Origin of the sequence: Borborobacter xinjiangensis, assembly GCF_047739745.1 — a bacterium.
Taxonomy (GTDB): Bacteria; Pseudomonadota; Alphaproteobacteria; order Rhizobiales; family Rhizobiaceae; genus Pseudaminobacter.
On the sequence record NZ_JBLLVA010000024.1, the window covers coordinates 33,291 to 54,781 of the forward strand.

Genomic DNA, 21,491 nt, shown 5'->3' on the forward strand with positions numbered 1-21,491 from the left:
GTGCTGCCGTTCAAACGAAAAGAGGTAAGAAAGGCGAGGACTTTCAAAAAAAAATGGAAAATGATAGCTTCCGTCAAAATTCTGCGTGGGGCTTCAGGGCACAATGGCCTATCTCGATAATATCGCCGTTTTCGTCCGCGTCGTCGAACTCGGAAACCTGTCGGCCGCTGGCCGCGACATGCGGATCTCGCCCGCCGTAGCCTCCAACCGCATCAAGGAACTGGAAAAGCATCTCGGCGTGCGCCTGTTCAACCGCACCACGCGGCAATTGATGCCGACCGAGCAGGGCACCGTCTTTTACGATGGCGCACGGCGCGTTTTGGAAGCCATTACCGAAGCGGAGGCCGCCATCAGCGCCCTTTCCGGCCAGCCGCGCGGCACCATCAGGGTCACCGCGCCGCTCGGACTGGGACGTCGACTGATCGCTTCCGGCATTCCGGAGTTCCATGACAAATATCCCGACATCGAGGTGCGGCTGCGCCTGTCCGACCACAATGTCGATATCATGAAGGAAGGCATCGACGTCGCCTTTCGGCTCGGGCTCCTGGAGGATTCCAGCCTGCGCATGCGCGGTATCATGGAATGTGAGCGCGTGCTGGTGGCATCTCCCGACTATCTTGAAAAACGTGGCGAGCCGCGCGAGCCCCGGGAACTCATCGACAAACGCCACGACTGTCTGATGCTGCGCTTTCCGGGATCACGCGAATTTTTCTGGATGTTGAGCACGCCGTTGGGGCCGACCAAATTCGAGGTGCATGGCCCCTTCGATTCCGACGATGGCGACGTGCTGACCGGCTGGGCGCTGTCCGGGCGCGGCATCGTCAACAAGCCGCGCTTCGAGGTCGAGCCATACCTCCAGGAAAACAGGCTGCGGGTCATTTTGCCCGACACCCCGCCCACGCCGATCCAGCTTGCCGCCGTCTATCCGCACAAGAATCTGCAGGACCCGAAAGTACGCCTTCTGCTCGACTTCATGGCCGAGCGATGCCAGCGCATGATCCGCGAGCGGTTGGCGGGCAAATAGCCGCGCTGCGAGGAACGATTCGTTCCGGCCTCTGTTTCATCCTCGTTGATTATCCCTGCCGTGCGGCGGGCGGCCTCTACGATGGAGTTTCAGATGCAATTTCACGCTACGCGCAATGATCTCAAGTCCAATGCCAAGAAGGTTTCGATCGAAGTCCTGAATGCGCGACTGGCGGACGCAATAGACCTTGCTCTTCTCACCAAGCAGGCTCATTGGAATATCAAGGGCCCGCAATTCATTGCGATCCACGAAATGCTGGACACGTTCCGAACCGAACTCGACAGCCATGTGGACACCATTGCCGAACGCGCCGTTCAGCTAGGCGGCACCGCCCATGGCACGGCCCAGGCCGTCGCGGAGGCGACGCCACTGAAGCCCTATCCGCTCGACATCTTCAAGACCAAGGACCATCTCGCCGCGTTGATCGAACGCTACGCCGAAGTGGCGAAAAACGCGCGCGCCGCAATCGACGAGGCCGATGAGGCGGGCGATGCGGACACCGCCGATATATTCACGGCCTATTCACGCGCGCTCGACAAGTCGCTCTGGTTTCTCGAAGCGCATACGCAGGAACCGGAATAGGCCTGGTTCCATCGACCAAGGGCTTCGACGCCGCAGATCGAAGCCGTTTCGGCGTCCGCAGGATGTGGGCCCTCAGGTCGGCTACAGCGTCGCGAAGGACTTGAAAATGGTCGACATTTTCCTGCGCCTTCGCTCCTCGTATCCGGCCAGATGACCTCACACCATTTCGACCAGATTTATGAGTTCACGACCTAAGCATCGGCCCGAAAAGTCCGTCGGGACGTACGTCGATCTAGTCGCGCTCCGCCGATTGGGATTAAGGCGCTGACGAGCGCAAGGCCAGCGCCGTCATGATCTCGGCGGCGGCGAGTGCGGCAATTACCGCCGGGCGCTTGTCCTTCACCGCATCGCCGCCGATCGGCGAGACAAGGCGGGAAAATACATCTTCGGTTCCATTCGCCGTTTTGAGGAACCAGCTTTTGAACGTCGCCTTCTTCGTCTTCGAACCGATCATGCCGACATAGGCGGCATCGTCACGCCTCAACGCTTCGCCGACGATCAGGAAATCAAGCGCATGGTCATGCGTCAGCACCACAAAGGCGGCTCCAGGCGGCGCCTCGCGCACCATCTCCTCGGGCATCGCCGTCAGCCGCGTCTCGATCGTATCCGGCATGCCATCGAGCGCGTCGGCGCGTGTCTCGACCACGACGACGTGGACCGGAAGGAGGGCAAAAGCCGATGCCAATGCGGTGCCGACATGACCGCCGCCGAACACGTAGATTCGCGGCCGCTTCCGGTCTTCGGCGCGCGCCTTTTCGACAAGTTCGGCCTTCAACGCATCGTCGACCACGCTGATCGAAAGATCGACACGGCCGCCGCAGCATTGACCGATCTCAGGGCCGAGCGGAATGTTGAGCCGTGCATGCTTCTCCCCCTCCCGCAACATTTTGCGGGCGCGGTCGATCGCCATGAACTCTAGCTGGCCGCCGCCGATGGTGCCGAAAATGGCGCTGGGCGAAACCAGCATCGTTGCGCCGGTCTCGCGCGGCGTCGAGCCTTTCGCCTGCGTCACCTCCACCAGAGCGGTAGACGCGGTCGCGTCGAGAAAGGCATTCAGGCTTGCTGCGGTGCGTGTCACTTTCGCGTCGCTTCGGACTTGAGACGTTCGATTGCCATCAGCACGCGCTCCGGCGTGGCCGGGGCATCGAGGCGCGGGCAGATCCTATGGTCGGCAACGCTGGCCACCGCGTCGGATAATGCATGCAGCACCGACATTCCAAGCGGCAATGGCGGCTCGCCAACAGCTTTTGATCGGTGAATGGTCGGCTCGTAAGCCTCCGACCAATCGGTAAGCGCCACATTGAATATCTTCGGCCGATCGGAAGCCAGGGGGATCTTGTAGGTCGACGGCGCGTGAGTGCGCAGCCGTCCCTTGTCGTCCCACACCAGTTCTTCCGTCGTCAGCCATCCCATGCCCTGGATGAAGCCGCCCTCGACCTGGCCGATGTCAATGGCCCGGTTCAGCGACCGCCCCGTATCGTGGAGAATGTCGGTGCGTTCGACCACATATTCGCCCGTCAGCGTATCGACGGAGACTTCCGAGCAAGCCGCGCCATAAGCGTAGTAGTAGAAGGCGTGGCCCCGGCCCTTGCTCCGATCCCAATGGATTTTCGGCGTCTTGTAGAAGCCGGCTGCCGAAAGCTGCACGCGTGCGAGATAAGCCTGCTTGACCAGTTCATTGAAACTGATTTCCTGATTGCCGATGCGCACCCTGTTGGGCAGAAACACCACTTGGTCGCGCGGAATCTGGTGCGTCTCGGCTGCGAAGTCGATCAGTCGATCCTTGATCTGCCGCGCCGCGTCCTTTGCCGCCATGCCGTTCAGGTCGGCACCCGAGGAGGCGGCTGTCGGAGCCGTGTTCGGAACCTTGGCGGTGGTCGTCGCGGTGATCCTCACCCGGTCGAGGTCGATCTGGAATTCCTCCGCCACCACCTGGGCCACCTTGAGGTGCAGACCCTGGCCCATCTCGGTGCCGCCATGGTTCATGTGCACTGAGCCGTCCGTATAGACATGCACCAGCGCGCCCGCCTGGTTGGACTCGGTCTTGGTGAAGGAGATGCCGAACTTGACCGGTGTCAGCGCCAGGCCGCGCTTGATGAAGCGGCTGTTGGCGTTGAAGGCCGCGATCTCCCGCCGCCGCCGCGCATAATCGGCACTTTCCTCCAGTTCCGCCACGATGCGGTGGATGATGTTGTCTTCCACCTTCTGGTGATAGGGCGTGACGTTGCGCTCGCCTTTCGTGCCCATCGGGTCGTAGAAATTCAGCTTGCGGATTTCGAGCGGGTCCTTGCCGACCGCAAAAGCGATTTCATCGATGACGCGCTCGGCACCGACCATGCCCTGGGGTCCGCCGAAACCGCGAAACGCCGTATTGGACACGGTGTTGGTATAAAGCGGCGCCGATTTGGCGTGAACGTTCGGATAGAAATAGGCGTTGTCGCAATGAAACAGCGCGCGGTCGCCCACCGGGCCGGACAGGTCGGCCGAAAAGCCGCAACGCAGCGCAAAGGTATAGTCGACGCCGAGAATATTGCCCTCGTCGTCGAAGCCGACATCATAGTCGATGGCGAAATCGTGCCGCTTGCCGGTGGCGGTCATGTCCTCGTCGCGATCGAGCCTGAGCTTGACAGCTCGCTTGTGCTTCTTGGCGGCGATCGCAGCTATTGCCGCGCATTGATTGGCCTGCGTTTCCTTGCCGCCGAAGCCACCGCCCATGCGACGGACTTCCACCGTCACCGCATGGCTCGCAACGCCAAGCACGTGCGCAACCATATGCTGCGTCTCGCTCGGCCCCTGGGTGGAGCAATAGACGGTGACCTCGTCGTCCTCGCCCGGAATAGCCAGCGAAATCTGGCCCTCGAGATAGAAATGGTCCTGACCGCCAAGCCGCATGCGCCCCTTGATGCGGCGGGGTGCCGCGCTGATCGCGGCCGCGGCATCGCCACGCTTCAAGGTCAGCGGTGTCGTGACCAGCCTGTCCTTCTCGGGATCGAGATCCCAGATATCGAGGACGGCGGGAAGCTCTTCATACTCGATCCTCGCCAGCCGCGCGGCATGGCGCGCCTGCTCGCGCGTCTCGGCGATGACGCAGAAGATCGGCTGGCCATGGAATTGCACCTTGCCTTGCGCAAAAACCGGATCGTCATGCATGTTGCTCGGCGAAACGTCATTCTCGCCGGGCACGTCCGCATGGGTCAGGACATCGACCACGCCCGGCGCCGTGCGCACTGCCGAAAGATCGACCGTCTTCAGCGTGCCATGCGTAACCGCTGAAAGGCCGAGCCCCGCATGCAGCGTGCCGGCCGGTTCCGGCATATCGTCGATATAGATGGCAGCGCCAGTAACGTGCTTGTGCGCCGAATCGTGACGCTGGTCGGTGGCAACGCCACCGATGATCTTGGCGGCTTTGAGATCGGGCGCGGAATGCTTGTTCATGTCCGTCTCCTCACGCGGCCTGATACCGCGAAACCTGTATCGGCGCGGTGCCACCCTGCGTTTCGGCAAAGAAACGACGCAGCAGATTGCGCGCCGCCAGCATGCGGTATTCGGCCGAAGCGCGCATGTCGGTCAACGGCGTGAAATCGCTGGCATAGGCATCGAGCGCGCTTTCAACTGCGGCCTGCGACCACTCCTTGCCGAGCAGCGCATTCTCGACCGCAGTCGCCCGTTTGGGCGTCGCCGCCATGCCACCATAAGCGATACGGATCGAACGAACGGTGCCGTCCGGCGCAAGCGAGAGATAGAAGGCCCCGAGCGCTGCCGTTATGTCCTCGTCGCGCCGCTTGGTGATCTTGTAGGCGGCGAAGTGGCTGTCCTTCACCGGAACCGGGACATGCACGGTTTCAACAAATTCTCCCGGCTGACGATCCTGCTTGCCATAGGCGATGAAGAACTCCTCGAGCGGGATCGTGCGCCGTGTGGCGCCCTTTCGCAGCGTCAGCCGCGCGCCGAGCGCGATGAAAGGCGGCGGCGTGTCTCCGATCGGCGAGCCGTTGGCGATGTTGCCGCCGATCGTGCCCATGTTGCGCACCTGCTCGCCGCCGATACGGGCAAACAGCGGCCCGAGCGCGGGAATGCGCTTCGACAGCATCGAGAATGCCTCGCTATAGGTCACTCCGGCGCCGATATTGATCACACCATCCTCTTCGGAAATGGCCTTCAGTTCATCGAGATGGCCGATGAACACCGCCGGCGAAATATCGCGCATGAACTTCGTCACCCACAGGCCGACATCGGTCGAGCCGGCAACGATCGTGGCCTTTGGCTCGCTTTCGAGGATCGCGGCGAAATCGTCGAGGTCGGCCGGCACCAGAAGGCGCTGCTTGCCCGAGCCGATCTCAACGCGCGCGCCGTCGCGGAGTGCGGCAAGCCGGCCTGCCATGCTCGCCCGTTCGACCGCCAGCGGATCACGTGCCGCCGCGCCATAGTCGGATATGGCGCGTGCGGCGCGCACGATCGCCTCGTAGCCGGTGCAGCGGCACAGATTGCCCTGAAGCGCCTGCTCGATAGCGGCGTCCGCGGGCTTCGGTTCGCGCATCCACAGCGCGTAAAGCGACATGACGAAGCCTGGCGTGCAGAAGCCGCATTGCGAGCCGTGAAAATCCACCATCGCCTGCTGCACCGGGTGCAGCCTGCCATTCTCGCCGTTCAGATGCTCGATGGTCACCACATGACAGCCGTCGAGCGATCCGACGAAACGGATACAAGCATTGACGCTTTCGTAGATGAGCTGCTCGCCTGAAAGACGGCCGACCAACACCGTGCAGGCGCCGCAATCGCCTTCCGCGCAGCCTTCCTTGGTTCCGCGCAGGCTCTTTCTCAGGCGCAGATAATCAAGCAGCGTCTCGTCGGGGGCAGCGGAAGACAAGGCGACATCCTCGCCATTGAGGATGAAGCGGATTTCATTGCGGGTTCTCACGTCGGACATTCCTTCAACTCCCCCTATACGTCGAATAGCCGTAGGGCGAGATCAGCAGCGGCACATGATAATGCTTTTCTTCCGCCATGCCGAAGCGGATCGGCACTATATCGAGAAAGGCCGGCTGCGGCAGATCGGCACCGGCGGCGCGCAGATAGTCGCCGGCGGCGAAGACCAGCTCATATTCGCCAATCTCGAATTCGACGCCCTGCAGCAGCGGCTGGTCGCAGCGCCCGTCCGAATTGGTTTCGACCGTCTTCAGATGGGTGCGGGTTTCACCGTCGAGCCGGTACAATGAAACCGACAAGCCGGCTGCCGGCTTGCCTGAAGCTGTGTCGAGGACATGGGTCGTCAGCCGCCCACTATCGATATTGGACATTCCGCCTCCCGTTTTTGCCATCCTTGGTTGTCGCCTTGGATCGCACCGTCTCGGATTGTGCGCCAAATAGACGTCTGGCATAAGTCCCAGCGTGATATAGGAGCCCAAAAAGACTTTCAAAAATAAAGGGGGGAATGCGCTCCCCGCTATTTCGACTATCTTCCTTTCACACTAGGCAGACCGGCGCGAGCAAGGGAAATCATGCGGTACAAGAGAGACATGCGAGGCTATGGCGCCAACCCACCCGACCCGAAATGGCCGGGCGGTGCGCATGTCGCAGTGCAGTTCGTCGTCAACTACGAGGAAGGTGGCGAAAACTGCGTGCTGCATGGCGATGCGGCTTCCGAGGCTTTTCTCTCGGAAATCGTCGGCGCAGCCCCCTGGCAGGGCATACGCCACTGGAACATGGAATCGATCTACGAGTATGGCGCGCGCGCCGGTTTCTGGCGACTCCACCGGATGTTCACCGAGGCAGGGGTTCCGGTCACCGTCTACGGCGTCGCCACGGCACTTGCCCGTTCGCCCGACCAGGTTGCGGCGATGCAGGAGGCCGATTGGGAGATCGCCTCGCACGGCCTCAAATGGATCGACTATCGCGACCACGAAGAAGAGACCGAACGCGCCGACCTGACTGAGGCGATCCGCCTGCACAAGGAAGTCGTCGGCGAGCGCCCGACCGGACTTTATCTCGGCCGCACTTCGGCCTTTTCGGTGCGCATCGCCGCCGCCGAAGGCGGCTTCGCCTGGATCTCCGATACATATGACGACGACCTGCCCTACTGGCTCGACCATGACGGCCATGGCAACGCCATCCGCCCGCAACTTGTGATCCCCTACACGCTCGACGCCAACGACATGCGCTTCGCCACCGCGCAGGGCTTCAATTCCGGCGACCAGTTCTTTGCCTATCTGAAAGATTCCTTCGACACGCTCTATGAGGAAGGAAAGGCCGGACGACCGCGCATGATGAGTATCGGCCTGCACTGCCGCCTCATCGGCAGGCCTGGCCGCGCGGCAGCACTCAAGCGCTTCATCGATTATGTGAAGAGCCACGACAAGGTCTGGCTGGCGCGGCGCATCGATATCGCCCGTCATTGGCGCGAGCAGCACCCGTACAATCCATCGGCACTGCGACCCTCGCGCCTGAACCGCGAGGAGTTCGTCAGGACATTCGGCGGTATCTTCGAACATTCGGCCTGGATTGCGGAGCGCGCCTACGGGCTCGAGCTCGGCCCCGCCCATGACAGCGCCGGCGGCCTGCACAACGCGCTGGCCCGCGTCTTCCGCTCGGCGACACCCGCCGAACGCCTGGGCGTGCTGACCGCCCATCCCGATCTTGCCGGCAAACTTGCCGCGGCAAAGCGCCTGACACCGGAATCGACCAGCGAGCAGGCTTCGGCCGGGCTTGACATGCTGACCGATGCCGAGCGCGCGAAGTTCCAGGAGCTCAACGCCGCCTATGTCGGCAAATTCGGCTTCCCGTTCATCATCGCGGTCAGGGGCAGGACCAAGGCTGAAATCCTCGCCGCCTTCGAAGAGCGCATCGGCAACGACCGCGACACCGAATTCGAGACGGCGTGCAGACAAGTCGAGCGCATAGCGTTGTTGCGCCTCAAAGACCTATTGCCCAGCTGAAGGAATAACGGATGCCCGCCCGCACTTATTACGCCCCGACCGGCGGTCACTCGCCGCAAACCGAACTGCTCACCGGCCGGGCGGTATTCACCGAGGCCTATGCCCTCATTCCCAAGGGGGTGATGCAGGACATCGTCACCAGTTGCCTGCCCTTTTGGGACAAGACGCGGCTGTGGGTGCTGTCGCGGCCGCTGTCCGGTTTTGCCGAGACGTTCTCGCAATACATCATGGAAGTTCAGCCCGGCGGCGGCAGCGACAGGCCCGAACCGGACGCGAGTGCCGAAGCGGTTCTTTTCGTGGTCGGCGGCGAACTGACGGTCACTCTCGACGGCAGCAAGCACAAGATGCGCGCCGGCAGCTTCGCCTTTCTCCCACCAGCGGCCAAATGGACCGTGCGCAACGAAGGCGCGGAGACGGTGCGCTTCCACTGGATCCGAAAGGCCTATGAATTCGTCGACGGTATAGACGTTCCGGAAGCCTTCTTCGCCGACGAGGCCGACATTCAGCCGGCGCCGATGCCGGGTACTGAGGGAAAATGGGCAACCACCCGCTTCGTCGACCCCGCCGACATGCGCCACGACATGCATGTGACGATCGTGACTCTGCAGCCGGGCGCGGTTATTCCCTTCGCCGAGACGCATGTGATGGAGCACGGGCTTTATGTGCTGGAAGGCAAGGCCGTCTACAGGCTCAACCAGGACTGGGTCGAGGTCGAGGCGGGCGACTATATGTGGCTGCGCGCCTTCTGCCCGCAGGCTTGTTATGCCGGCGGGCCCGGCAATTTCCGCTACCTGCTCTACAAGGACGTGAACCGCCATATGAAGCTCGGTGGAACGCTCTTGGGTCGCTGAACATGCTTGAAACCGCTCCCATGACAGACCGTATCATCACCGCACGACCGCTCACCCGCGAAGCCTTCGCACCGTTCGGTGATGTCATCGAGACGGAAGGAGCGGCAAGCTTTCCGATCAACGGCGGCCGGTGCCAGCGCTTCCATGATCTGGCGAAGGTGGAGGCAACCGGCCCCAATGCCCGCGTGCTGATCAGCCTGTTCAAGGGAACGCCCTACGCGTTTCCGCTGCAACTATCGATGGTCGAGCGCCATCCGTTCGGCAGCCAGGCTTTCGTGCCGCTGTCGGCGGCGCCATTTCTGGTGATCGTCTGCCCCGACGCTCCCGATGGTCCCGGCGAGCCGCAGGCCTTCCTGACCCGGCCAGGACAAGGCGTGAATTACCCGCCGAACCGCTGGCACGGCGTGCTGACGCCAATCGGCGCCGACCAGGATTTTGTGGTGATCGATCGCGGCGGCGATGGCTCCAATCTCGAAGAATTCCACTTCTCGCACCCGTATGAGATTCACCTGCCGCAGCGCCCATGAGCGGCGCTCGCTGATCGAACACTCTTCGATTTCAACGAACAAGACGTCGTCGTGAAGACAGAAGCCAGCCGGCGCCTGCCCGGCATTGGCTTGAATCCGACCGTCACGGAACTTGCCTCCCCTCGCGCAGGCAGATTGCGCAACCAATCGGGACGGTTCGCGAAATTTGCTGAAATCCCGTCTGACGCCGAAAGCCGGCGCCAAATCCTCCGTTGCGACCGGTTTGGTCCAGAATGAAGCACCATATACGCCACCGAATGTCGCAATCCGTCTTGCGCAACGCATGGCCTATCGAGCACTATTCGATCAACGATAAGAAAAGCCTGACCAAGACTGGCAACCAGAGTGAGGAACATGATGACCAAAGAATTGGAATTCCTGAGCCGCCATGTCGCCACCGGCAAGCTTAGCCGGCGCGACTTTCTCGGTCGCGCCGCAGCCCTCGGTGTCACCGCCACCTTCGCCAACTCGCTACTGACCAGTGCGGCCCGCGCGCAGGCACCGCAGAAGGGCGGCGCTCTCAAAATGGGCCTGGTTGGCGGCGAATCCACCAACAGCCTGGATCCGGCGACCTTCCTCACCCAGGTGCCGCAGAACTTCGGCAGCACATGGGGCGAGTTGATGGTCATCCAGTCGCCGGAGGACGGCACGGCGCAACCGGTGCTGGCCGAATCCTGGGAGGCTTCCGACAACGCCGACGAATGGCGTTTCAAGATCCGCAAGGGTGTGACCTTCCACAACGGCAAGGATCTGACCCCGGAAGACGTGGCGCAGACCATCCGCCGCCATGCCGACGAGAACACCAAGTCGGCAGCACTCGGCGTCCTCACCGACATCAAGGAGATCAGCGTTGACGGCGACAATGTCGTTTTCAAGCTCGGGCGCGGCAATGCCGATCTGCCGCTGCTTTTGACCGACTACCACTTGATGATTCAGCCCAATGGCGGCTTCGACGCGCCCGACGCCGGCATCGGCACCGGTCCCTACAAAGTCGAGGTCAACGAGCCGGGCGTGCGCCACATGTCGGTGAAATATGATGGCTACTGGCGCGACGATGTCGGCCATGTCGATTCCGTCGAAGTCATCGTCATGAACGACAACACCGCCAGGATGTCGGCGCTGCAGTCGGGCCAGGTGCACGTCATCAACCGCGTCGAGCCGAAGACGGTTGCCCTGCTCAAGCGCGCGCCCGGCGTGGTCATCGAAAGCGTGCCGTCGAAGGGCCACTACGTCTTCATCATGCATTGCAACACCGCGCCCTTCGACAATGCCGATCTGCGCATGGCGCTGAAGTTCGCAATGGACCGCGAGCAAATGGTCCAGCAGATCCTGCAAGGCCACGCCTCGGTCGGAAACGACTTCCCGATCAACAAGAGCTATGCGCTGTTCCCCGAAGGCATCGAGCAACGGGCCTACGATCCGGAAAAGGCCAAGTTTCACTACAAGAAGTCCGGGCACGACGGCCCGATCCTCTTGCGCACCTCCGACGTGGCCTTCCCCGGCGCGGTGGACGCCGCGCAGCTTTACCAGCAGCAGGCGGCCGCAGCCGGCATCACCATCGAGGTGAAGCGCGAGCCGGGCGACGGCTACTGGACCGAGGTCTGGAACAAGCAGCCCTTCTGCACCTCCTATTGGGGCGGGCGGCCGACGCAGGATTCGATGTATTCCACCGCCTACATTTCGGGCGCCGACTGGAACGACACCCGCTTCTTCCGCGAGGATTTCGACAAGCTGGTGCTTGCCGCGCGCGCCGAGCTCGACAACGCCAAGCGCGCCGAAATGTACCGCGAGGCGGCGATGATGGTGCGCGACGACGGCGGCCTCATTCTGCCGATGTTCAACGACTTCATCGACGCCCGCCGCGAGGAAGTCCAGGGCTGGGTCGCCGATCCCAATCACGAAACGTCCAATTTGAAGGCAGCGATCCGCGTCTGGCTGAAGCAGGGCTGATCGGCGCGTCATGGGTGGCGCCCTCGTCGCAAAACTGGTTGCCCAGCGTATTGCGCTGGGCATCCTGCTCCTGTTCGCCGTCTCGGTCCTGATCTTTGCCGGCACGCAAATCCTGCCCGGCGACGTCGCCCAATCGATCCTCGGGCAGGCCGCGACACCGCAGGCGCTGGAAAATCTGCGCCGCGATCTTGGACTGAACGACCCGGCCTATATCCGCTATTTTCGCTGGCTCGGCGGCGTCCTGACCGGCGATTTCGGCACCGCGCTTTCCAATGGCCGCGACATCGCCTCGGCACTTGGCGACCGGCTCTGGAACACGCTGTTCCTCGCTTTTTGGGCGGCGGCGGTTTCGGTGCCGCTTGCCATCGTGCTCGGCCTGCTGGCAGTGCGCTACCGCAACGGGTTGGTCGATAAGGCGATCTCCGGCGTCGCACTCGCTTCCACCTCGCTGCCGGAGTTCTTCATAGGCTATCTGCTGGTGCTGGTCTTTGCCGTGAAGCTGCAGTGGTTTCCGGGAAGCTCCACCGTCTATGAGGGAATGGCGTTCGGCGATCGCATGAGGGCCATCGCCCTGCCGGCGGCAGCGCTGACACTGGTGGTGCTCGCGCATATGATGCGCATGACCCGCGCCGCCATCCTCAACGTCATGCAGTCGGCCTATATCGAAACGGCTGAACTCAAGGGCCTGCGGCCCTTTGAAATCATTCGCAAGCACGCCTTCCCCAACGCGATCGCCCCGATCGTCAACGTCGTCATGCTCAATCTGGCCTTCCTGGTGGTCGGCGTCGTCGTCGTCGAAGTGATCTTCGTCTATCCCGGCATGGGGCAATATCTGGTCGACCATGTCTCGAAGCGTGACGTGCCGGTGGTGCAAGCGGTGGGGCTGATCTTTGCTGCCGTCTATATCAGCCTCAACATGATCGCCGATATTGCCGCCATTCTTTCCAATCCCCGCCTCAGACACCCGAAATGAGGAGGCGCGGCGATGCTTGACATGAAACGCATACCACTGGCCGCCTGGATCGGGCTGATCTTCACCGCTCTGTTCCTGTTTGCCGCCCTTTTCGCGCCGCTTATCGCGCCCTACGGCCTGGGCCAGGTGGTCGGCGACGTCTGGGAGCCGATGTCGTCGAAATTCTGGCTCGGCACCGACAATCTCGGCCGCGATCTGCTGTCGCGCATGATCTACGGCGCGCAAACGACGATCTTCATCGCGGTACTGGCCACCGCGCTGTCCTTTTCATTGGGGTCGATACTCGGCTTCACGGCGGCAGTGGCTGGCGGCTGGTTCGACACGACCATGTCGCGATTCGTCGATCTCTTGATGTCCATTCCGACGCTGATCTTCGCGCTGGTGGTGCTCTCGGTGCTTCCTTCGACGCTGGTCACGCTGATCCTGGTCATGGGCATATTGGACTCAACTCGCGTCTATCGCCTTTCGCGCGCCATCGCCGCCGACATCAACGTCATGGACTTCGTCGAAGCGGCCAAGCTGCGCGGCGAAGGGCGGGGTTGGATCATCTTTCGCGAAATCCTGCCCAACGCGCTGTCGCCGCTGGTTTCGGAACTCGGCCTTCGTTTCATCTACGCGGTGCTGTTCTTGTCGGCACTGTCGTTCCTGGGTCTCGGCGTGCAACCGCCGCAGGCCGATTGGGGCGGTATGGTCAAGGAAAACAAGGACGGTATCGTCTTCGGCATCGCCGCCGCCCTCATTCCCGCCGCCGCCATCGCAGCGCTTGCCATCTCGGTCAATCTGGTTGCCGACTGGGTGCTCAATCGCACCACCGATCTCAAGGGAGGGCGCGGCAATGGCTGACCCTGCGGCCAAACCCGACAAGCTGCTTGAAATCCGCAACCTGCGTATCGAGGCCAGGGTCTACCCGCCGGGCGAGGCTCCGAAGGACGTCACGCTTGTGCATGAAGTGTCGCTGTCGCTGGAGAGGGGCAAGGTGCTCGGTCTGATCGGCGAGTCGGGCGCCGGCAAGTCCACCATAGGCCTTTCGGCACTCGGCTACGGCCGTGGCGGCGTACGCATCACCGGCGGCGAGGTCATCCTCAACGGACGCGACATTTTGAAGGGCGATGCGCGCAGCATCCGACATCTGCGCGGTCGCGAAGTTTGCTATGTCGCGCAATCGGCGGCGGCCGCCTTCAATCCGGCGCACCGGCTGATGGACCAGGTTGTGGAGGCGACGCTTCTGCATGGCGTGGCGACCAGGGCCGAGGCAGAAAAGCGCGCCGTCGCGTTGTTTCGCAAGCTCAGCCTTCCCGATCCCGAAAACATCGGCCAGCGCTTCCCTCACCAGGTTTCCGGCGGGCAACTTCAACGCGTCATGACCGCCATGGCGCTCTGTTCGGAACCCGACCTCATCGTCTTCGACGAGCCGACCACGGCGCTCGACGTGACCACGCAGATCGATGTTCTTGCGGCAATCAAGGAAGCGATCCGCGACACCGGGGTGGCGGCACTTTACATCACCCACGACCTGGCGGTGGTGGCGCAGGTTTCCGACGAGATTGCCGTGCTGCGGCATGGCCGGCTGGTTGAGCGGGGCAGCACGCGCCAGATCATCAAGGAGCCGCGCGAGGACTATACGAAGCAGTTGGTGTCGGTTCACCACATCGAACACCCCGAACAGGCGCCGGCCGCGACCCCCGCACTTTCGGTGAAGAACGTAACCGCCGGATATGGCGGCGGCCACATCAAGGTGCTGAAGAATGTCTCGGTCGACATCTTCCCCGGCCAGACGCTGGCGGTGGTCGGCGAATCGGGTTCCGGCAAATCGACGCTGGCGCGCGCCATCACCGGCCTCCTGCCGCCGCTGGAAGGCAGCATCGGCTTTGCCGGGCGAACACTCAGCAACAGCCTCGCCGACCGCACCAAGGACGATCTGCGCCAGTTGCAGATGATCTACCAGATGGCCGACGTCGCGATGAATCCGCGCCAGACGGTAGGCACCATCATCGGCCGACCGCTCGAATTCTATTTCGGACTGCGCGGCCGCCAGCGCGACGCAAGGGTGGCCGAACTGCTCGACAAGATCGAGATGGGCAAGGGCTTCGCCAACCGTTATCCGGCCGAATTGTCAGGCGGGCAGAAGCAGCGCGTCTGCATCGCCCGTGCGCTGGCGGCCAATCCCAAGCTCATCATCTGCGACGAGGTAACCAGCGCCCTTGATCCACTGGTGGCGAACGGCATCCTCAAGCTCCTGCTGGATTTGCAGAAGGATGAGGAGGTCGCCTACCTCTTCATCACCCACGATCTGGCCACGGTGAAGTCCATCGCCGATTCAATCGCGGTCATGTATCGCGGCGAGGTGGTGCGTTACGGGGCCAAGAGCGATGTTCTCAAGCCGCCTTTCGACGCCTATACGGAACTGCTCCTGTCCTCGGTACCGGAGATGGAAATCGGCTGGCTCGAGAAGGCGATCAACAGCCGCCAAATGGAAAGCGCGGGGAACTAGAGCATCGGGCCGAAAAGTGGAATCCGGTTTTCGGAGAAATTCGATGCTCCAACAAAGAGATAGATCGGCAATATGCGTCCGTCAGGACGCACGTTGATCAAGAGCCCTCGCCTATCTACCCTTCCAGACCGGATCGCGCTTTTCGGCGAAGGCGCGAAAGCCTTCCATATTGTCATCTGATGCGTAAAGCTCGTCGACGGTGCGGAATTTGCGCTTGGTGATCCAGTTCATCGCGTCCTGGAATTCCATGGCTTCGGCCTTGCGCGCGACCTCCTTGATCGCCGCGAAAACCAGCGGCGGGCCGCCGGCCAGCAGCCGGGCGATTTCCCACACCCGCGTTTCCAGCTTGTCGGCCGGCAGCACCTCGTTGACCAGACCCCACCGATGCGCCTCGGAGGCGCCCATCCAGCGGCCGGTGAGCAACAGGTCCATGGCGACGTGATAGGGGATGCGCTTCGGCAGCTTGATTGTCGCGGCGTCAGCCAGCGTGCCGGCCTTGATTTCCGGCAGCGCGAAGGAGGAATGCTCCGACGCGTAGATGAGATCGCAGGACAGAGCCAGTTCGAAGCCGCCGCCGACCGCCATGCCGTTGACGCAGGCGATCACCGGCTTGTTCATATCGCGCAGTTCCTGCAAGCCACCGAAACCGCCCACGCCGTAGTCGCCATCGACCGCGTCGCCGGAAGCCGCCGCCTTGAGGTCCCAGCCGGCTGAAAAGAATTTCTCCCCCGCCGTGCTGACGATAGCGACGCGCAACCCGGCATCGTCGCGAAATGCCTGAAATGTCTCGCCAAGCAATCGCGAGGTTTTGAGGTCGATCGCATTGGCCTTCGGCCTGTCGAGCGTCACTTCGAGAATGGCGCCCTCGCGGCGGGTGCGGACCACGTCAGGCATTGTCTATCTCCCTTGGAACCAGCAGCGCATCGGCGATCCACGCGCCCTTCCCGTCGCCGCAGACGATCAGCGGATTGATGTCGAGCTCTTCGATTGCATCCGAATGCTCGGCGACGAAACTTGAAATAGCAAGGATCGCATCGACGGCCGCGCCAACGTCGCCCTTGGCACGCCCACGATAGCCGTCGAGCAGAGGAAAGAGGCGCAGACCGCGCAGAGCCGCCTCGATCTCGTCACGTGAGGCAGGCAACAGAACGGTTGCGCTGTCCTTGAGCAGTTCGACCAGCACTCCGCCCGACCCGACCGTCATCACCGGTCCGAAAAGCGGGTCGCGGGTGACGCCGACGATCAGTTCCGCGACACCACCCTGCACCATGCGCTCTACATAGAGCCCAGACCCGAGGGGAAGCAGCGCTTCGGCCGCATCCCGAACCTCGTCAGCGGATTTGAGATTGAGCCGAACCGCGCCGGCCTCACTCTTGTGCTCCACGCCCAGCGCCTTGAGCGCCACCGGGAAACCAAGCCGTTCGGCCGCGTCCGCAGCCTCGCTGACGCTTTGCGCGCGCATTCCATCTGGAACGGCCAAACCCGCCTCGCGCAGCAGTGCCTTGGCAGACGCTTCGTCGCAGGAGATATTCAGGGCGAACCGCCGCCTCTCGTATTCAATCGGCTCCACCGCTCGCCGGCTCCAGGCTTCGCCGATGAATGCCGCGGCTTCAGCGGCGTCCATGGCCTCAACGATACCGTGGAGCGGCACGATCCCGCGCCGGAAAAGCTCGGCGGCGTGCTCCTCCGGCAGGTTTTCGGGCATCGACGCCACGATCGCGCCTGTCGCCTTGCTGGTCTTCAAGGCCGTTTCGAACGCATGAACCGTCGGCCACCAATCGGCATCCGAGCAGCGGTCGTTGCGTGGAAAATCCAGCACCAGCATGTTGAGGTCGAACACGCCTGACACCATTGCGGTGAAGGTCGCGGTCATCGCCTTCTCGTTGTTCCAGATGAAGGTGTGATAGTCGAGCGGATTGGCGACCGCCACCAGCGGACCCAAGGTCGATTTCACATGCGCGCTGTGCGCTTCGGTCAGCGCCGGAAAGCCGATCCTGCGCCCCTCGGCGCTGTCGGCCATCACCGACGCCTCGCCGCCGGAACAGCTCATCGACGACAGCCTCCGACCCCCCAGCGGGCCCGCCGCATGGAGCAGTTTCAGCGCTTCGAAAAACGACGGGATCGAGCCGACGCGGGCGATGCCCAACCGCTTGAGGAACGCATCGGAGCCGGCATCCGAACCGGCAAGTGAGGCGGTATGCGAAATCGTGGCCTGGCGCGCCTGCTCGGAACGGCCGACCTTCATCGCGACGACCGGCTTTTTCAGCTCGCGGGCGCGCATTGCCAATCGCTCGAAGCCGGAAACGGAATCGAAACCTTCAATATGCAGGCCGAGCGCAGAGACACGTTCATCCTCGATCAGGCCGAGCGCCATTTCCGAGAGGCCCGTCTGCGCCTGGTTGCCGGCCGTCATCAGATAGCTGATCGGCAGGCCGCGCTTCTGCATGGTGAGGTTGCAGGCGATATTGGAGGACTGCGTGATGATCGCCACGCCACGCTCGCCCGGAGCGAGCCGCCGGCCGCCATGCTGGTCGGGCCATAGCAGCGCTCCATCGGCATAATTGATCAAGCCGTAGCAATTCGGACCGATGATCGGCATGGCACCGGCCGCAGCGATCAGTTCGGCTTGCAGCCGCTCGCCATGGGCATCGTCCTTGCCCGCCTCCCGAAAGCCCGCGGCAAAGCAGATCGCGCCACCCGCACCGCGCTCGGCAAGTTCACCGACCATATCCAGCGTCAAATGGCGATTGACGCCGATGAAGGCCGCATCCGGCGCATCCGGCAGTTCCGCCACCGAACGATAGGCCCTGACGCCCGCAACATCGCGCTTGATTGGATGCACCGGCCAGATGCGGCCGGAATATCCCATTTTCAGGCATTGTTCGACGACGGCGGCGGCCTGTATTCCGCCGACTACGGCAATCGATCTCGGCCGCAGCAGACGTTCAAGGCGCTGCAACTCTCATCCCCCCACGGCTCGGAGCAACGCGCGCGAAATGATATGGCGCTGGATTTCCGATGTGCCTTCCCAGATGCGCTCGACCCGCGCATCGCGCCAGATGCGCTCCAGCGGCAGGTCGTCCATAAGCCCCATGCCGCCATGGATCTGGATCGCCTCGTCAGCGACGAAGGCAAGCATCTCGGTCGCCTTCAATTTGGCCATGGCCATGTCCTGATCGGTGACGGTGCCCCGGTCATATTTCCAGCCGGCCTCGAACACCATCAACTCGGCTGCCTTCAGTTCCATCGCCATGTCGGCAAGTTTGAATGAAACGCCCTGGAACTTGCCGATCTTCTGGCCGAATTGCTCGCGTTGCGCGGCATAGTCGATGGCGTGACCAAGCGCCCGTTCCGCCCGGCCGAGGCAGGTGGCCGCGACCTGAAGCCGGGTCGCGCCAAGCCAGGAATTGGCGACTTCAAACCCCTTATGGATCTCGCCCAATACCTGACTGGCCGGCAAGCGGCAGTCATCGAATTCCAGCACCGAGTTGGTGTAGCCGCGATGCGAAACGTTGCGATAGCCCTCGCGCACCGCAAAGCCCTTTGTGCCCTTATCGACGAAAAAGGCGGTGATCTTCTTTCGCCTGCCGCGCCCAGGGGTGTTGGAAGCGTCCTCCTCCCCGGAGGCCATGAACACGATGGCGAAATCGGCGATATCGGCATGGCTGATGAAATGCTTGGTACCGTTCAGCACCCAGTCGTCGCCATCCTGCACGGCGGTGGCCTTCATGCCGCGCAGGTCCGACCCCGCGCCGGGCTCGGTCATGGCGAGACAGTCGGATTTTTCGCCCCGAATGCACGGGAACAGATATTTCTCGCGTTGCTCGGGCGTGCCGGCGAGCAGAATGTTGGACGGACGCGCAACACAGGTCCAGTGCAGCGCATAATTGGCGCGTCCGAGCTCCCTTTCGTAGAGGAGCCAGGACACCGTATCGAGTCCGGCGCCGCCGACATCCGCCGGCATATTGGCGGCATAGAGCCCGGCCGCTATCGCCTTGGCCTTCAGTTCGGCGATCAATTCGGGATGCAGATGCCCGGTTCGCTCGACTTCTGCCTCGTGCGGGTAAAGCTCGTCCTCGACGAAAGCACGTGTCGTATCGACGATCAGCCGCTGTTCTTCCGAAAGGCCGAAATCCATCGCCGTCAGCCTTTCTTTTTGGCCTTGGGCTTTGTGGTCTTCACCTTCACCGGCTTGGTGGCCTTTGCCTTCTCGGCCGAATTGGAAGCCTTGGGCCTCGCCGCAAGCTTTGCCAGCCGCCTGGTGTAGTCGTTGTGCAGCGCGCCGGCGCCCCAGCCCTTGCCCTTGTTCTGCCGGGACAACGCCTCCATGATCGCCACCAGATTGTCGTCACGAACGCGCTCGAGCTCACGGATCGACAGCCCATTCGCCTGTTCGTCGGATTGCTCGGCGATCTTGTCGACCAGTTCGTCGGTAAGCTCGGGCACATCCATCAGCTTGGTCCACGGCCATTTCAGGCATGGCCCGAACTGCGCCATGAAATGGCGCATGCCCGCCTCGCCACCGGCGACGCGGTAGACCTGGAACAGGCCCATCTGCGCCCAACGTATGCCGAAGGAATACCGCATTATATCGTCGAGCTCCTCGACGGTGACGATATCGTCCTTGATCAGCCAGAGCGCCTCGCGCCAGGCGGCCTCAAGCAGGCGATCTCCGACAAATGCCTCGATTTCCTTACGGATGACGACCGGCTTCATGCCGATCGAAGCGTAGATTTCCTTGGCAACCTCGATTGCCTCGGGGAATGTCTGCTTGCCGCCGACGATCTCGACCAACGGCAGGAGGTAGACTGGATTGAACGGGTGGCCGACCACCAGCCGCTCGGGGTGCTTCTTCATCGCCTCCTGCATGTCGGAGGGCAGGATGCCCGATGTCGACGAACCGATAATGGCATTGGCCGGCGCATGCGCGTCGATCTCGGCCAGCACCTTGTGCTTGAGTTCCAGCCGCTCCGGAACGCTTTCCTGGACGAAATCGGCGTCCGCGACTGCCTCGGCGATTGTCTTGGCGAAAGTCAGCTTGCCTTGCCTGGGCAGGCCGCCGGGAACCATCTGCTTATAGGCGCGCCGCGCGCCCTTCATCACCTCATCGACCTTGCGGCCCGCTTCAGGGTCGGGATCGAAGATCGACACGTCGATGCCGTTCAGAAGCAGACGCGCGACCCAGCCGGCACCGATGACGCCGCCGCCGATCGCGGCGGCCTTGCTGACGATGCCCATGGCTACCACCGCTTCTTGAGCTTGAGCTTTTCGCGCACTTCGGCCGCGCCGATGATGCGCGAGCCCATGCCCTCGGCGATCTTCACCGCGCGTTCGACCAGTTGGCCGTTGCTGGCGAGAACGCCCTTGCCGAGCCAGAGATTGTCTTCCAGGCCGACGCGGATATTGCCACCGGCGGCAAGCGCCACCGCCGCATAGGGAAGCTGGTTGCGGCCGATGGAAAAGGCGGAAAACACCCAGTCTTGAGGCAGGTTCGCCGTCAGCGCCAGCAGCGTGGCAAGATCGTCCGGCGCGCCCCATGGAATGCCCATGCACAATTGCACCATCACCGGATCATCGAGCAGGCCCTGGCCGGCGAGCCATTTGGCAAGCAGCAGATGGCCGGTATCGAAAATCTCGACTTCGGGCTTCACGCCGAGCGCCTGGATCTGGCGCGCCATCTCCTTCAGCATCGGCGGGGTGTTGGTCATTACATAGTCCTGCTCGCCGAAATTCATCGTGCCGCAGTCCAGCGTGCAGATTTCCGGCAGCAGCTTCGCCACATGCGCCAGCCGCTCGGTCGCGCCCACCATGTCGGTGCCGGCGGCCGACGGCGGCAGCGGCTGCTCGACCGAACCAAGCGTAAGGTCGCCGCCCATGCCGGCGGTGAAGTTGATGACCACATCGACGCCAGACTGCTTGATGAGATTCATGACCTCCTCGTAAAGTGCCACATCGCGTGCACCCTTGCCCGTTTCGGGATTGCGGACATGGATGTGGGCGATGGCAGCGCCCGCATTGGCGGCCTCGATCGCCGCATCGGCGATCTGGCGTGGCGTCACCGGCACCTTGTCGGAACGGCCCACCGTGTCGCCTGAACCGGTGACGGCGCAGGTGATGAAAACATCGCGGTTTGGATTAAGGGCCATCGGCATTCCTCCTCG

At 62.6% G+C, this 21,491-nt stretch carries 18 protein-coding genes; 9 read left to right on the plus strand and 9 right to left on the minus strand.

Annotated features, from left to right (window positions below; all coding sequences use genetic code 11):
• Nucleotides 1-103 precede the first annotated feature (103 nt).
• Nucleotides 104-1,024, plus strand: coding sequence for a LysR family transcriptional regulator (locus ACLKMW_RS20685; protein ID WP_415726412.1), 921 nt, complete (start codon nucleotides 104-106; stop codon nucleotides 1,022-1,024).
• Between the two features lie 93 nt (nucleotides 1,025-1,117).
• The gene (gene dps, locus ACLKMW_RS20690) at nucleotides 1,118-1,606 is read left to right on the plus strand and encodes a DNA starvation/stationary phase protection protein Dps (RefSeq protein WP_415726413.1); all 489 of its coding nucleotides are present in this window, start codon (nucleotides 1,118-1,120) and stop codon (nucleotides 1,604-1,606) included.
• Nucleotides 1,607-1,862: 256 nt separating this feature from the next.
• Here dps and xdhC read toward each other — a convergent pair whose 3' ends face one another.
• Genes xdhC through uraH form a run of 4 tightly spaced genes read right to left on the minus strand, consistent with a single transcriptional unit; the run spans nucleotide 1,863 to nucleotide 6,903 of the window.
• On the minus strand, nucleotides 1,863-2,684 hold the full coding sequence (gene xdhC, locus ACLKMW_RS20695) for a xanthine dehydrogenase accessory protein XdhC (protein WP_415726414.1): 822 nt from the start codon (nucleotides 2,682-2,684) through the stop codon (nucleotides 1,863-1,865).
• Nucleotides 2,681-5,041, minus strand: coding sequence for a xanthine dehydrogenase molybdopterin binding subunit (gene xdhB, locus ACLKMW_RS20700; RefSeq protein ID WP_415726415.1), 2,361 nt, complete (start codon nucleotides 5,039-5,041; stop codon nucleotides 2,681-2,683). The genes xdhC and xdhB overlap by 4 nt, the downstream gene beginning before the upstream one ends.
• 10 nt (nucleotides 5,042-5,051) lie before the next feature.
• The gene (gene xdhA / locus ACLKMW_RS20705) at nucleotides 5,052-6,533 is read right to left on the minus strand and encodes a xanthine dehydrogenase small subunit (protein ID WP_415726416.1); all 1,482 of its coding nucleotides are present in this window, start codon (nucleotides 6,531-6,533) and stop codon (nucleotides 5,052-5,054) included.
• 4 nt (nucleotides 6,534-6,537) lie between these two features.
• Nucleotides 6,538-6,903, minus strand: a complete 366-nt coding sequence (uraH, locus tag ACLKMW_RS20710) for a hydroxyisourate hydrolase (RefSeq protein WP_415726417.1) — start codon at nucleotides 6,901-6,903, stop codon at nucleotides 6,538-6,540.
• A 201-nt stretch (nucleotides 6,904-7,104) separates the two neighbouring features.
• Here uraH and puuE point away from each other — a divergent pair, with 201 nt between their 5' ends.
• The 7 genes from puuE (at nucleotide 7,105) to ACLKMW_RS20745 (ending at nucleotide 15,330) form a co-directional block, all read left to right on the plus strand.
• Nucleotides 7,105-8,538, plus strand: coding sequence for an allantoinase PuuE (gene puuE, locus ACLKMW_RS20715; protein WP_415726418.1), 1,434 nt, complete (start codon nucleotides 7,105-7,107; stop codon nucleotides 8,536-8,538).
• A gap of 11 nt (nucleotides 8,539-8,549) precedes the next feature.
• Nucleotides 8,550-9,389, plus strand: a complete 840-nt coding sequence (locus tag ACLKMW_RS20720) for a bifunctional allantoicase/(S)-ureidoglycine aminohydrolase (RefSeq protein ID WP_415726419.1) — start codon at nucleotides 8,550-8,552, stop codon at nucleotides 9,387-9,389.
• Between the two features lie 20 nt (nucleotides 9,390-9,409).
• Complete coding sequence (locus ACLKMW_RS20725; RefSeq protein WP_415726420.1) at nucleotides 9,410-9,916, plus strand: ureidoglycolate lyase; 507 nt, start codon at nucleotides 9,410-9,412, stop codon at nucleotides 9,914-9,916.
• A 357-nt stretch (nucleotides 9,917-10,273) separates the two neighbouring features.
• A complete protein-coding gene (locus tag ACLKMW_RS20730; protein WP_415726447.1) occupies nucleotides 10,274-11,866 on the plus strand; it encodes an ABC transporter substrate-binding protein in 1,593 nt (530 codons plus the stop codon).
• A 10-nt stretch (nucleotides 11,867-11,876) separates the two neighbouring features.
• Entirely contained in the window at nucleotides 11,877-12,839 is a 963-nt protein-coding gene (locus ACLKMW_RS20735; RefSeq protein WP_415726421.1) for an ABC transporter permease, read from the plus strand.
• 12 nt (nucleotides 12,840-12,851) lie between these two features.
• Nucleotides 12,852-13,682 carry an ABC transporter permease gene (locus tag ACLKMW_RS20740; RefSeq protein WP_415726422.1) on the plus strand — a complete coding sequence of 277 codons (831 nt, stop codon included), beginning with the start codon at nucleotides 12,852-12,854 and terminating at the stop codon, nucleotides 13,680-13,682.
• The gene (locus tag ACLKMW_RS20745; RefSeq protein ID WP_415726423.1) at nucleotides 13,675-15,330 is read left to right on the plus strand and encodes an ABC transporter ATP-binding protein; all 1,656 of its coding nucleotides are present in this window, start codon (nucleotides 13,675-13,677) and stop codon (nucleotides 15,328-15,330) included. Before ACLKMW_RS20740 ends, ACLKMW_RS20745 begins: the two co-directional genes overlap by 8 nt.
• Nucleotides 15,331-15,441: 111 nt before the next feature.
• Here the strand turns inward: ACLKMW_RS20745 and ACLKMW_RS20750 are convergent, their stop codons facing one another.
• The 5 genes from ACLKMW_RS20750 to ACLKMW_RS20770 are packed head-to-tail and all read right to left on the minus strand — an operon-like array spanning nucleotide 15,442 to nucleotide 21,482.
• Nucleotides 15,442-16,224, minus strand: a complete 783-nt coding sequence (locus tag ACLKMW_RS20750) for a carnitinyl-CoA dehydratase (RefSeq protein ID WP_415726424.1) — start codon at nucleotides 16,222-16,224, stop codon at nucleotides 15,442-15,444.
• Complete coding sequence (locus ACLKMW_RS20755) at nucleotides 16,217-18,289, minus strand: acetate--CoA ligase family protein (RefSeq protein ID WP_415726425.1); 2,073 nt, start codon at nucleotides 18,287-18,289, stop codon at nucleotides 16,217-16,219. The genes ACLKMW_RS20750 and ACLKMW_RS20755 overlap by 8 nt, the downstream gene beginning before the upstream one ends.
• Nucleotides 18,290-18,292: 3 nt before the next feature.
• Nucleotides 18,293-19,468 (minus strand): acyl-CoA dehydrogenase family protein, encoded by a 1,176-nt coding sequence (locus tag ACLKMW_RS20760; RefSeq protein ID WP_415726426.1) that lies wholly within the window; start codon nucleotides 19,466-19,468, stop codon nucleotides 18,293-18,295.
• Between the two features lie 5 nt (nucleotides 19,469-19,473).
• The gene (locus tag ACLKMW_RS20765) at nucleotides 19,474-20,568 is read right to left on the minus strand and encodes a carnitine 3-dehydrogenase (protein ID WP_415726427.1); all 1,095 of its coding nucleotides are present in this window, start codon (nucleotides 20,566-20,568) and stop codon (nucleotides 19,474-19,476) included.
• A gap of 2 nt (nucleotides 20,569-20,570) precedes the next feature.
• Nucleotides 20,571-21,482, minus strand: a complete 912-nt coding sequence (locus ACLKMW_RS20770) for a beta-keto acid cleavage family enzyme (RefSeq protein ID WP_415726428.1) — start codon at nucleotides 21,480-21,482, stop codon at nucleotides 20,571-20,573.
• Between the last annotated feature and the right edge of the window lie 9 nt (nucleotides 21,483-21,491).

Excerpts from the sequence above, each read along its gene's own strand:
- ACLKMW_RS20685 (WP_415726412.1), top strand. The coding sequence starts at position 104 with ATGGCCTATCTCGATAATATCGCCGTTTTCGTCCGCGTCGTCGAACTC.
- dps (WP_415726413.1), top strand. The coding sequence starts at position 1,118 with ATGCAATTTCACGCTACGCGCAATGATCTCAAGTCCAATGCCAAGAAG.
- xdhB (WP_415726415.1), bottom strand. The coding sequence starts at position 5,041 with ATGAACAAGCATTCCGCGCCCGATCTCAAAGCCGCCAAGATCATCGGT.
- xdhA (WP_415726416.1), bottom strand. The coding sequence starts at position 6,533 with ATGTCCGACGTGAGAACCCGCAATGAAATCCGCTTCATCCTCAATGGC.
- uraH (WP_415726417.1), bottom strand. The coding sequence starts at position 6,903 with ATGTCCAATATCGATAGTGGGCGGCTGACGACCCATGTCCTCGACACA.
- puuE (WP_415726418.1), top strand. The coding sequence starts at position 7,105 with ATGCGGTACAAGAGAGACATGCGAGGCTATGGCGCCAACCCACCCGAC.
- ACLKMW_RS20720 (WP_415726419.1), top strand. The coding sequence starts at position 8,550 with ATGCCCGCCCGCACTTATTACGCCCCGACCGGCGGTCACTCGCCGCAA.
- ACLKMW_RS20725 (WP_415726420.1), top strand. The coding sequence starts at position 9,410 with ATGACAGACCGTATCATCACCGCACGACCGCTCACCCGCGAAGCCTTC.
- ACLKMW_RS20730 (WP_415726447.1), top strand. The coding sequence starts at position 10,274 with ATGACCAAAGAATTGGAATTCCTGAGCCGCCATGTCGCCACCGGCAAG.
- ACLKMW_RS20735 (WP_415726421.1), top strand. The coding sequence starts at position 11,877 with ATGGGTGGCGCCCTCGTCGCAAAACTGGTTGCCCAGCGTATTGCGCTG.
- ACLKMW_RS20740 (WP_415726422.1), top strand. The coding sequence starts at position 12,852 with ATGCTTGACATGAAACGCATACCACTGGCCGCCTGGATCGGGCTGATC.
- ACLKMW_RS20745 (WP_415726423.1), top strand. The coding sequence starts at position 13,675 with ATGGCTGACCCTGCGGCCAAACCCGACAAGCTGCTTGAAATCCGCAAC.
- ACLKMW_RS20750 (WP_415726424.1), bottom strand. The coding sequence starts at position 16,224 with ATGCCTGACGTGGTCCGCACCCGCCGCGAGGGCGCCATTCTCGAAGTG.
- ACLKMW_RS20760 (WP_415726426.1), bottom strand. The coding sequence starts at position 19,468 with ATGGATTTCGGCCTTTCGGAAGAACAGCGGCTGATCGTCGATACGACA.
- ACLKMW_RS20765 (WP_415726427.1), bottom strand. The coding sequence starts at position 20,568 with ATGGGCATCGTCAGCAAGGCCGCCGCGATCGGCGGCGGCGTCATCGGT.
- ACLKMW_RS20770 (WP_415726428.1), bottom strand. The coding sequence starts at position 21,482 with ATGCCGATGGCCCTTAATCCAAACCGCGATGTTTTCATCACCTGCGCC.